The sequence below is a fragment of the Halomonas sp. TA22 genome (genome assembly GCF_013009075.1).
GTDB lineage: Bacteria > Pseudomonadota > Gammaproteobacteria > Pseudomonadales > Halomonadaceae > TA22.
In genome coordinates this window covers 2034413-2046249 of the sequence record NZ_CP053108.1, presented here as the reverse complement: position 1 = coordinate 2046249, position 11837 = coordinate 2034413, and the positions used below count along the sequence as shown (strand labels likewise).

The 11837-nt window shown below is 62.5% G+C and carries 9 protein-coding genes and 1 pseudogene; 9 read left to right on the top strand and 1 reads right to left on the bottom strand.

Features of this window, described 5'->3' with window-relative positions; all coding sequences use genetic code 11:
* Position 1 precedes the first annotated feature (1 nt).
* The 9 genes and pseudogenes from HJD22_RS09540 to pnp all read left to right on the top strand — a co-directional run bounded on the left by HJD22_RS09540 (position 2) and on the right by pnp (position 10450).
* Positions 2-1381 (top strand): hypothetical protein, encoded by a 1380-nt coding sequence (locus tag HJD22_RS09540; protein WP_248730195.1) that lies wholly within the window; start codon positions 2-4, stop codon positions 1379-1381.
* 132 nt (positions 1382-1513) lie between these two features.
* Positions 1514-1588 (top strand): annotated as a pseudogene (locus HJD22_RS09535) (electron transfer flavoprotein subunit beta/FixA family protein); the annotation flags it as partial.
* A 256-nt stretch (positions 1589-1844) separates the two neighbouring features.
* Positions 1845-2306, top strand: coding sequence for a ribosome maturation factor RimP (gene rimP, locus HJD22_RS09530; RefSeq protein WP_208656259.1), 462 nt, complete (start codon positions 1845-1847; stop codon positions 2304-2306).
* A gap of 58 nt (positions 2307-2364) precedes the next feature.
* On the top strand, positions 2365-3858 hold the full coding sequence (gene nusA / locus HJD22_RS09525) for a transcription termination factor NusA (protein ID WP_208656258.1): 1494 nt from the start codon (positions 2365-2367) through the stop codon (positions 3856-3858).
* A gap of 27 nt (positions 3859-3885) precedes the next feature.
* On the top strand, positions 3886-6414 hold the full coding sequence (infB, locus tag HJD22_RS09520) for a translation initiation factor IF-2 (protein WP_208656257.1): 2529 nt from the start codon (positions 3886-3888) through the stop codon (positions 6412-6414).
* A gap of 21 nt (positions 6415-6435) precedes the next feature.
* Entirely contained in the window at positions 6436-6843 is a 408-nt protein-coding gene (gene rbfA, locus HJD22_RS09515; protein WP_208656256.1) for a 30S ribosome-binding factor RbfA, read from the top strand.
* Entirely contained in the window at positions 6843-7775 is a 933-nt protein-coding gene (truB, locus tag HJD22_RS09510; RefSeq protein WP_208656255.1) for a tRNA pseudouridine(55) synthase TruB, read from the top strand. Before rbfA ends, truB begins: the two co-directional genes overlap by 1 nt.
* A 109-nt stretch (positions 7776-7884) precedes the next feature.
* Complete coding sequence (gene rpsO, locus HJD22_RS09505) at positions 7885-8154, top strand: 30S ribosomal protein S15 (RefSeq protein ID WP_043512930.1); 270 nt, start codon at positions 7885-7887, stop codon at positions 8152-8154.
* A 166-nt stretch (positions 8155-8320) separates the two neighbouring features.
* Complete coding sequence (pnp, locus tag HJD22_RS09500) at positions 8321-10450, top strand: polyribonucleotide nucleotidyltransferase (RefSeq protein WP_208656254.1); 2130 nt, start codon at positions 8321-8323, stop codon at positions 10448-10450.
* 89 nt (positions 10451-10539) lie between these two features.
* Here the strand turns inward: pnp and HJD22_RS09495 are convergent, their stop codons facing one another.
* The gene (locus tag HJD22_RS09495; RefSeq protein ID WP_208656253.1) at positions 10540-11718 is read right to left on the bottom strand and encodes an acetyl-CoA C-acetyltransferase; all 1179 of its coding nucleotides are present in this window, start codon (positions 11716-11718) and stop codon (positions 10540-10542) included.
* Positions 11719-11837: the final 119 nt, after the last annotated feature.

Sequence of the window (11837 nt, the reverse complement as noted above, 5' to 3'; positions counted from 1 at the left end):
AGTGGCGCGGCAACGCGCCGGCCTGCTGGCGCTGGTTACCCTGGCGACCCTGGGCCACTTGGTATTTACCAGCACGTGGATGCAGGGCCTTGCGGTAATGGCGCTGACCGCCTACCTGGTCACTCTGGTGGGGCAACTCTCGTTCATGGCTCGTTGCCTGCTCGTGGCCGCTGCGACACTGAGCCTGGTCGTGCTATGGCGTAGCGATACCCCTGGCCGGCTGCTGTTCGAGGCGGCCGGCCGCTTCGCCTTCTTCGCCACCTTCGTGGTGGCACTCAGCCTGTTGCGCCTGCCGGCCTACCGCTCACGGCTGGTACGTCGCTGCGGCGAAGCCATGCTGCTGCAACCCCCGGGGCGGCGATACCCTATCCTCTCCGCCGGCTCGGCGCTGTTCGGCATCATCCTCAACATTGGCGTGCTCAACCTGTTTGCCGGCATGATCGAGAAGAGCAACACCCTGGCGGCAGCCCAAGGGCGCGCCTGGGTACAGCAGGCGCGCCAACGTCGGATGATGCTAGCCTTGTTGCGCGGTTTCTCGCTGGCGCCGCTGATCTCGCCCATGGGCATCGGGGTGGCGGTCGTGCTCTCCAGCCTGCCCGAGCTACTCTGGCTCGATCTGGCACCCTACGTGATCGGAGCGGCGCTGGTCATCTTCCTGGTGGGTTGGGGAATCGATCATCTCACCGGTCCGCACCCCGCCGCGCGACATGCATCACAGAGGGTTCCTTCGCTAGCGCCTTTGGGGTGGTTCTGCCTGCTGCTGCTGGGGATCGTGTCACTGGTGTTTCTGCTGGCCTGGATGCTGGAGGTTCGGCTGCCCATCGCCGCCTTGATGGGGGCCCCGCTCGGTGCGTTCGCCTGGCTTGCCTGGCAGCGACGTCGGCTCGGCATGTTCGGTATGCCGGCGGCGCTGGCCAGCCTGCATCGACAATTGCCGTGGCTGCTGGCACCCATTGGCAACGAGGTGGTAGTGCTGGGGGCGGCGGGCTATCTCGGTCACTTGTGCGTGGCGCTGGTCCCGTTGGCAAGCCTGGGGCCGCTGGTAGCGGTGCTCGAGCCGCTGGGAGCAGCCAATGCCGTGTTGGCGATGCTAATGGTGGTGGTGTTGGCCCAGGTCGGCGTCAATCCCATCGTTACCGTGACGCTGACCGTCGGCCTGTTGCCGGTGTTACCCATTGAAGCGCTGTCGCCTGCGCTGATCGGTGCTTCGCTGATGGCGGGCTGGGCGCTGTCGATGATGTCTTCGCCGATGACTGCCTCGATGTTGATCCTGTCGCGCTTCACCGGTGTCGCATCGACGCGCATCGGCTATCGCTGGAATGCGCGATTCCTGCTGGCCTGTATTCCCCTGCTGGCCGTCTGGTTCCTGTTCGCTCCCTAGTGATCGTCGTGGCGAGGCTTGACCGCAGTGCTGCAGTTTTTTATCGTCTTTATAAAATGAAATTTAGTTTTGCAATGCAGAATTAATTAGCGACTTAACTCAGGCTGCTGAAACGAATCGGGAGAATTGCCTATGAAGATCCTCGTCGCGGTCAAACGCGTCATCGACTACAACGTCAAGATTCGCGTCAAGGCGGATCACACCGACGTCTGGTAGCTCGTCGGGCTCATAACCCGAAGGTCATCGGTTCAAATCCGGTCCCCGCTACCATTTGGCCAAACGGCCAGTGGTGATAAAGGTTTCTTGTAAAAGGCCCCTTCCAGTGAAGGGGCTTTTTGTTAGCAGCTCAACTGTTAGCCGTTCAATCGTTAACAGCCGGTGTGGATCACACGCCAAGCAGTCACCTAGCTCCCCTTCATCTCCCGGCCAGGTGCCTGACGCAACGGCTGTAGGAGTTTTCGTCGTGTCAATCAAGGACGCCGCGCTCTACGCGCTTGTTGAACCGGTAGTCGCTTCCATGGGCTTCGAGCTATGGGGAATCGACTATCTTGCCCAGGGTAAGCACTCTCGGCTGGTGATCTATATCGATGGTCCGGACGGGGTGTCGGTGGAGAACTGCGCGGATATCAGCCGTCAGGTGAGTGCGGTGTTCGACGTCGAGGAACCGGTCGCCGGCGAATATCGCCTTGAGGTGTCGTCGCCGGGCCTGGACCGGCCGCTCTACACGCTCGATCATTTCGAGCGCTTCAAGGGCCATGTCGTGGCGCTCAAGCTACGCTCGTCGTTTGACGGACGGCGCAAGTATCAGGGTCTCCTGGCTGGCATCGAGGGCGACGAGATACTCGTGCATGTCGATGGCGAGGAGTACTGCTTTCCCATCGAAGGTATCGATCAGGCACGCGTTGTGCCCCAGTTCGACGACTGAGAGCGAGGAGTAGATCGATGCAGATGCATAAGGACTGGTTTTCTGGCGAGGCAAAGGCATGAGCAAAGAGATTCTGGCGGTCGTTGATGTGATCTCGAACGAGAAGGGCGTGCCCCGGGATGTGATTTTCGAGGCAGTGGAAGCCGCCTTGGCGAGCGCATCCCGCAAGCGCTTCGAGGATCAGGAAGTCAGCGTCCGGGTCAAGATCAATCGCACCACTGGCGATTACGAGACATTCCGGCGCTGGGAAGTGGTCGAGGACGATGATTTCGACGGCCCCGATGCCCAGATCAAGCTCAGCTACGCCGAGCGCCGCGATCCCCCTCTGGCCCTTGGCGATGTGGTCGAGGAGCGCATCGAGAACGCCGCCTTCGGTCGCATTGCCGCGCAGACCGCCAAGCAGGTCATCGTGCAGAAGGTGCGCGAGGCCGAGCGTGCCGAGGTGGTGCGCCAATACGCCGAGCGTGAAGGCGAGCTGGTGGCCGGTATCGTCAAGAAGACCACCCGCGAGGGGTTGATCCTCGATCTTGGCGAGAATGCCGAAGCCTTTCTGCCGCGTAGCGAGATGATCCCCGGCGAGCGCTACCGCATGAACGAGCGTGTGCGTGCCCTGCTGGTCAAGGTTGACGCAGACGCGCGTGGCTCGCAGCTGATCCTGTCACGCACCTGCCCCGAGCTGATCATCGAGCTGTTCAAGATCGAGGTGCCGGAGATTGCCGAGCAGCTCATCGAAATCAAGGGTGCTGCCCGCGACCCTGGCTCCCGAGCCAAGATCGCGGTCAAGACCAACGATCGCCGTATCGATCCGGTCGGGGCCTGTGTCGGCATGCGCGGTTCGCGTGTGCAGGCGGTCTCTACCGAGCTGCAGAATGAGCGAGTGGATATTATCCTTTGGGATGACAACCCCGCCCAGCTGGTGATCAATGCCATGGCGCCGGCGGATGTCGGCTCCATTCTCGTCGACGAAGACAGCCACTCGATGGATGTCGCCGTCGCCGAGGACAATCTTGCCCAGGCCATCGGCCGTAGTGGACAGAACGTGCGCTTGGCATCCGAACTGACGGGCTGGCGGCTCAATGTAATGACGGAAGAGGAGGCCGAGGGCAAGCGCGAGCAGGAAATCGATAGCCTGGTGGAGCACTTCATCAACCACTTGGAAATCGACGATGAATTGGCACGGGTGCTGGTCGAGGAGGGGTTCACCTCTCTTGAAGAGATCGCCTACGTGCCGCTTGAAGAGATGCTTGAGATCGATGAATTCGACGAGGATCTCGTCGAAGAGCTGCGTGCACGCGCGAAAGACGAGCTGTTGAACCTGGCAATCGCCTCCGAAGAGCAGCTCGACGGCGCACAGCCCGCCGACGATCTGCTCGAGATGGAGGGTATGGAGCGTCATCTGGCCTTCATCCTGGCTAGCCGGGGTGTGGTCACGATGGAGGATCTTGCCGAGCAGTCCGTTGACGATATCAAGGATATCGAAGGCGTGGACGAGGAGCGCGCCGCGGCATTGATCATGACTGCCCGTGCGCCTTGGTTCGAGAGCGAACAGTAATCAGGTCACGGGCTCAGGAGGGTCGTAATGTCAGAAATGACCGTTAAGGATTTTGCAGCGAAGGTGGGACGCGAAGTCCCCCGCCTGCTGGAACAGATGAAAGAGGCCGGACTGCCACACAAGTCCGAGGGCGACGCGGTGTCCGAAGAGGACAAGCAACGCCTGCTCGACCACCTGACCACAAGCCACGGGGGTGGTCGCGGCGTCAAGAATCGCATCACCTTGACGCGCCAGACCAAGAGTCGGATCAAGACCGGCGAGCGCGGCAAGACCATCGAGGTTCAGGTGCGCAAGAAGCGCACCTACGTCAAGCGCGCCGAGGAAGAGCCCGCGCCGGAGCCGGTGCAGGAGAGCGGGCCGCGCCAGTTGGTCGGCGACATGGCCAACTCGCAGCAGCAGGCCAGGGTCGAGGCCGAGGCAGCCGCGGAGAGCGCTGCCCAGGCCAAGGCCGCCGAGGAAGCGGCGCGCGTGGAGTCGGCCAAGGCTGCCGAGCCTGAGCCGGTACCCGAGGCGAGGGCACCTGAGGTATCGGTGCCGGTTCTCGATGACCAGCCCAGCGATGCCGATCAGCCGCCGGCGCCGCCCAAGGAGGGTCGTAGCGACCGCCGTACGGCACCACCCAAGAAGACGGCTGCCAAGAAGGGCCGTCAGGACGATGACGATCGCAGCGAGCGCGACGAGCGTCGCCGTGGGGGTGGCGGCAAGAAGGTCAAGCGCGCCGAGCGTCGCGGGACTCGCCGTGGCGGACGCGATAGCAGCAGCAGCGGTGGCAAGCACGGCTTCCAGAAGCCGACCCAGCCTATCGTGCGCGAAGTGACGATTCCTGAATCGATCAGCGTGGCCGAGCTTGCCGACAAGATGTCGATCAAGGCCAACGAGGTGATCAAGGCGATGTTCACCATGGGTGCCGCGGTGACCATCAACCAGACCATCGATCAGGATACCGCGGCAATCGTCGTCGAGGAGATGGGCCACACGCCCAAGCTGATCAAGGACGATGCCCTCGAGACCGAAATGCTCGAAGGCATCTCCTACGAGGGCGAGGAGATCACCCGCGCGCCGGTGGTCACGGTCATGGGTCACGTCGACCACGGCAAGACCTCGCTGCTCGACTACATCCGCAAGGCCAAGGTCGCCACCGGCGAAGCCGGTGGCATCACCCAGCATATCGGTGCCTACCATGTGGAAGATCAGCATGGTGGCGTGACCTTCCTAGATACCCCGGGCCACGCGGCGTTTACCGCCATGCGTGCTCGCGGTGCCAAGGCCACCGACGTGGTGATCCTGGTGGTCGCCGCCGATGATGGCGTGATGCCTCAGACCATCGAGGCGATCGAGCACTCCAAGGCAGCGGAAGTGCCGATCGTGGTCGCGGTCAACAAGATCGACAAGGAAGGCGCCGACTTCGACCGGATCCGCAACGAGCTCTCCCAGCACGGCGTGATCTCCGAGGAGTGGGGGGGCGACACCCAGTTCGTGCACGTCTCGGCGAAGACCGGAGAAGGCATCGATGCACTGCTCGAGGCGGTCCTGCTGGTCTCCGAGGTACTCGAGCTCAAGGCCGTCCCGGAAGCGCCCGCCAAGGGCGTGGTGGTCGAGTCGCGTCTCGACAGGGGTCGCGGCCCGGTGGCCACCGTGCTGGTCCAGAACGGTACCCTGAAGCGCGGCGATATCGTGCTCGCCGGCCTGCACTATGGTCGTGTGCGTGCGCTGACCAACGAGCTCGGCCAGCAGGTCGAGACGGTCGGCCCGGCGATGCCGGTGGAGATCCAAGGCCTCGACGGTACGCCGGACGCCGGTGACGACTTCATGGTTGTGGCCGACGAGAAGAAGGCGCGTGAAGTCGCCAACTTCCGTCAGGGCAAGTACCGCGAGGTGCGCCTGGCGCGTCAGCAGAAGGCCAAGCTGGAGAACATGTTCAGCCAGATGGGCCAGGACGAGGTGGCCAAGGTCAATGTCGTCCTCAAGGCCGACGTGCAGGGTTCGCTGGAAGCGATCAAAGGGGCGCTCGAGGAGCTCTCCACCGGCGAGGTTCAGGTCGCTGTGGTTTCTTCTGGGGTGGGCGGTATCACCGGTACCGACGCCAACCTGGCATTGGCCAGTGACGCCATCGTGGTCGGCTTCAACGTACGCGCCGACGCGTCGGCCCGCGAGATCATCGAGCGTGAAGGGTTGGATCTGCGCTACTACAGCGTCATCTACCAGCTGATCGACGAGGTCAAGCAGGCGATGAGCGGCATGCTGGCGCCGGAGTGGAAGGAAGAAATCATCGGCGTGGCCGAGGTTCGCGACGTCTTCCGCGCGCCGAAGATCGGTGCCGTGGCCGGCTGTATGGTCGTCGAGGGCACCGTCTATCGCAGCAAGAAGATCCGCGTGCTGCGCGACAACGTGGTGATCTACGAAGGCGAGCTCGAGTCGCTGCGTCGCTTCAAGGATGACGTCAACGAAGTGCGTAATGGCATGGAGTGCGGCATCGGCGTCAAGAACTACAATGACGTCCAGGCGGGCGACAAGATCGAGGTCTTCGACCAGATCAAGGTCGAGCGTAGCCTGTAAGCCGAGCCAGGAGAGACGCGCATGCGTGAGTTCAAGCGAACCGATCGAGTGGCCGACCAGTTGCAGCAGGAGCTGGCGGTGCTCATCCAGCGCGAAGTCAAGGATCCGCGCCTGGGCATGGTCACCGTCAGTGGGGTCACGGTCAGCCGTGACCTCGGCTATGCCGATGTCCATGTGACGCTGCTTGGCGAGAACGATGCCGAGCGGATCAAGGAGAATCTCAAGGTGCTCAAGCGAGCCGCGGGGTTCCTGCGCACCCAGATTGCCCGGCGCATCAAGCTGCGTCACGTGCCGGAGCTGCGCTTTCATTACGACGAGAGCGTGGTGCGGGGTCAGCAGCTGTCATCGCTGATCGAGCAGGCAGTGGCCAGTGATCGTGCGCGTCAGGACGATGATGTCCCTGAGGATGGTGGCGAGGAGCCGCGCTGATGGCGCGACGGCGTCGCGGTTTGCCGATCAATGGCGTACTGCTGTTCGACAAGCCCCAAGGCATGTCGAGTAATCATGCGCTGCAACGCGTGCGACGTCTGTTCCAGGCGCAGAAGGCCGGCCACACCGGGACGCTGGATCCGATGGCCACCGGGCTGCTGCCGATCTGCTTCGGCGAGGCGACGAAGTTCTCGGCGCATCTGCTTGAGGCCGACAAAGTCTATCGAACCCGCGTCAAACTGGGTGAAGTGACCGACACCGGCGATGCCGAGGGACAAGTGATCGAGCGCCATGCGGTGCCGTGCTATACCGGCAGCGACTTGGAAAGGGTGCTGGCCCGTTTTCGGGGCGAAATCGAGCAGGTGCCGCCGATGTACTCGGCGCTGAAGCATCAGGGTCGACCGCTCTATGAACTGGCAAGGCAGGGCAAGACGATCGAACGTGCAGTCAGGCGCGTGAGGGTTTATGATACGCGCCTTCTTGCGCAGGGCGACGAGGTGTTCGACCTCGAGGTGGCCTGCAGCAAGGGCACCTACATTCGTACTCTGGCCGAGGATATCGGCCGCGAGCTGGGCTGCGGGGCGCACATCACTGCGCTCAGGCGCCTCAAAACCGGCCCCTTCGTGGCGGACGACATGTATGGCCTCGACTCGCTCGAAGCACTTGTCGATCAGCATCAACGCGAAGCGAGGCTACTGCCGGTCGACATACTGGTGAGGCATTTGCCGTCGCTGCATGTCGATGACGTGCAGGCCGCACGGCTTTTGCAGGGCCAGGTGGGCAGGGCCGATACTGGCCAATTACCAGCTCAGAGCCTGGTAAGACTCTACCGTGACGAGGCCTTTCTGGGCCTGGTCATGATCAAGGCGGCGGGGGAAATCGCACCCCGGCGTCTGCTGGATACCTCCACCGGCGTTGCCGCTGGAGCGTGAAGCAACCCGTGACCTGTCGTCAGAGGCGGCAGGACGCAGGCGTGAAGACTGCAAATATGCGTGGTCTTCGACATTTATCATCTAGGCATATTGCTTACTGGAGAGACAGATGGCACTGACCGCTGAAAAGAAGGCCGAGATCGTCAACGAATTCGGCCGTGGCGACAACGACACCGGTTCCCCCGAAGTTCAGGTGGCTCTGCTGAGCGCCAACATTGATGGTCTGCAGGACCATTTCAAGACCAACAAGCAGGATCACCACTCGCGTCGTGGCCTGATCCGCATGGTCAACCAGCGCCGCAAGCTGCTTGACTACTTGAAGCGCAAGGATTTCGAGCGCTATCAGGCACTGATCCAGCGTCTGGGTCTGCGTCGCTGATCGACGCCGTTCGGATGGACAGGATGGGCAGCCCAGAGGGCTGCCCATTTTGCGTTCAAGGGACCTTGCCTCGCCAATAGTTGGCCCTTGAGGGCGCGAGCCCCTAAAATGATGGCCGAGTCAAAATCGACCCAAACATGATGCAGACAAGTTGAAGGACGTTACCGTGAATCCGGTCAAGAAAAGCTTTCAGTACGGTCGCAGCACCGTCACTCTCGAAACGGGGCGTATCGCTCGCCAGGCGACCGCCGCCGTCCAGGTCACCATGGACGACACCGTGGTGCTGTGTACCGTGGTCGGCAAAAAAGAGCTCAAGCCAGGTCAGGATTTCTTCCCGCTAGCGGTGTTCTATCAGGAAAAGACCTATGCCGTTGGCAAGATTCCCGGTGGCTTCTTCAAGCGCGAAGGGCGTCCCACTGAGAAAGAGACGCTCACCTCGCGGCTGATCGACCGCCCGATTCGCCCGCTCTTTCCCAAGGGGTTCATGAACGAGGTACAGATCATCTGTACCGTACTCTCCACCGATCGTAACCACGACCCGGATATCGCGGCGATGCTGGGTACCTCGGCGGCACTCGCTATCTCCGGCCTGCCCTTCAATGGCCCGATCGGTGCGGCGCGGGTTGGCTTCAACGAAGACCAGGGCTACTTCCTCAACCCGACCGTTGAAGAGCTGGTCACGTCCGAGCTGGACATGGTGGTGGCCGGTACCGACAAGGCCGTGCTGATGGTCGAGTCCGAGGCCAAGGAGCTGCTGGAAGACGAAATGCTGGGCGCAGTGCTGTTCGCCCACGAGGAGATGCAGGTCGCGATCGGCGCCATCAACGAGCTGGTGGCGCAGACCGGCAAGCCCAAGTGGGATTGGCAGCCCGCCGCCGAGAACGTTCCGCTCAAGGACGCCGTGAAGAGTGGCTTTGAAGCCAAGATCGGCGATGCCTATCGCATCACCAACAAGATGGCGCGTCAGGACGCGCTGTCCGCGGCCAAGGCCGAGGCGATCGAGCAGCTTGCCGGTGAAGGCGAGGGCAAGTTCAGCACCGACGAGGTGGCGGGTGCCTTTGCCAGCCTCGAGAAGCGTGTGGTGCGCGCTCGGGTCACCAGTGGCGAGCCGCGTATCGACGGTCGCGATCACAAGACCGTAAGGCCCCTCGATATCGAGGTCGGCGTGCTGCCCAAGACCCACGGTTCGGCGCTCTTCACCCGCGGTGAGACCCAGGCCATGGTAATTGCAACGCTAGGCACCCTACGCGATGCACAGCTTATCGAATCCCTGGAAGGCGAGCGCAAGGATCGCTTCCTGCTGCATTACAATTTCCCCCCCTACTGTGTGGGCGAAGCCGGCTTCATGGGCGGCCCCAAGCGCCGCGAGATCGGTCACGGCCGTCTGGCGCGACGTGGCGTGCAGGCGATGCTGCCCTCCGAGGCGGACTTCCCCTACACCATTCGCGTGGTCTCCGAGATCACCGAGTCCAACGGCTCGAGCTCTATGGCCTCGGTCTGTGGCACCTCGCTGGCGTTGATGGATGCCGGTGTGCCGCTCAAGTCGCCGGTGGCGGGCATCGCCATGGGTCTGGTCAAGGATGGCGACAAGTTCGCCGTGTTGACCGATATCCTGGGTGACGAGGACCACCTTGGCGACATGGACTTCAAGGTGGCTGGCTCCGCCGAGGGCGTGACCGCCCTGCAGATGGACATTAAGATCGAAGGCATCAACGAAGAGATCATGGAGCAGGCGCTGCAGCAGGCGCATGACGCACGTCTCTCGATTCTCGAGCAGATGAACCGGGTCATCGCCCAGAGCCGCAGCGAAGTGTCGGAAAATGCGCCATCGATGGCGACCATCAAGATCGACCCCGACAAGATTCGCGACGTGATCGGCAAGGGCGGCGCCACCATCCGCAAGATCTGCGAGGATACCGGGGCCTCTATCGATCTGGATGATGACGGCACGGTGCGCATCTACGCCGAGGACAAGGCAGCCGCCAAGCGCGCCATCGACACGGTGCTGGCGATCACCGCCGAAGCCGAGATCGGCAAGCTCTACAAGGGCAAGGTGGTGCGCATCGCCGACTTCGGTGCCTTCATCAACATCATGCCGGGTACCGACGGACTGGTGCACATCTCGCAGATCGTCCAGGAGCGCGTCAACGATGTGCGCGATTTCCTGAACGAGGGCGACGAGGTGATCGTCAAGGTGCTGGATATCGACAATCGCAACCGCGTGAAGCTCTCCATGAAGGAGATCACACCGGAAGAGAAGGCGGCCTTCGAAGCCGCCGAGATCGCCGTCGAGTGATCGAACGCCTGACGTGACGCAAACGCCCGCGACGATGTCGCGGGCGTTTTTGCTTGTGAGTGGCGGCAGCGTTCCTCTGCAGCGAAAGACTACCGTTCGATGGCCAGTGCCACGCCCTGGCCACCACCGATACATAGCGTGGCGAGCCCCTTCTTGGCATCCCGGGCGATCATCTCGTGCAGCAGCGTGATCAGCACGCGGCAGCCAGAGGCGCCGATGGGATGGCCAAGGGCGATGGCGCCGCCGTTGACGTTGACCTTTGAGGTGTCCCAGCCCAACTCCTTGTTGACGGAGAGTGCCTGGGCGGCGAAGGCTTCGTTGGCTTCGACCAGATCGAGATCATCCAGCGACCAGCCGGCCTTCTCCAGACAGCGCCGCGTCGCGGGGGCAGGACCGATGCCCATGATGGCCGGATCGACTCCGGCATTGGCGTATCCGGCGATGCGCGCCAGCGGGGTGAGCCCCAGCGCCTTGGCCTTCTCGGCCGAGCAGATCATCACTGCGGCGGCGCCATCGTTGATCGAAGACGCGTTACCGGCGGTGATGGTGCCATCCTTCTTGAAGGCAGGCCGCATGCCGGCGAGTTTGTCGGCAGTGATGCCGGCGCGTGGCCCCTCGTCGGTATCGAAGACGATGGAATCCCCCTTGCGCTGAGGAATCTCCACCGGCACGATCTGGCCCTTGAACTTGCCAGCGTCGATGGCGGCGGCGGCCTTCTGCTGCGAGGCGGCAGCGAACTCATCCATTTCCTCGCGGGTAATGCCGTACTTCTCGGCTAGGTTCTCGGCGGTAATGCCCATGTGATAGTCATTGAAGGCATCCCACAGGCCATCGTGAACCATGGTATCGATGGCCTTCCAATCACCCATGCGCTGACCGTTGCGCGAATTGGGCAGCACGTGAGGTGACATCGACATGTTCTCCTGGCCACCGGCGATGATCAGCTCGGCGTCACCACAGCGAATCGCCTGGGTGGCCAGATGCAGCGCCTTCAGGCCGGAGCCACAGACCTTGTTGATGGTCATGGCCGGCACGCCGCTGGGCAGGCCGGCCTTGATCGCCGCTTGGCGAGCAGGGTTCTGGCCAACACCTGCGGTGAGTACCTGGCCGAGCAGGACTTCGTCCACCTGGTCGGGGGAGACGCCGGTCTGGGCGAGAAGATCCTTGATGACCAGAGCTCCGAGGTCGCTGGCGGCGATACCGGCCAGCGAGCCACCGAAGGTGCCAATAGCGGTGCGGCGTGCCGCGACGATCACCACATCTTGCATGGGAGACTCCTTGATTTTGTAGGAACTGCCTCTTCAGGATAAGAGAGCGTTGTGCACTGCGGCAATGGCCAATAGGTGGTAGGCCTGAGGAGAGCGCGCTCCGCCGCGCTCGTCATCTG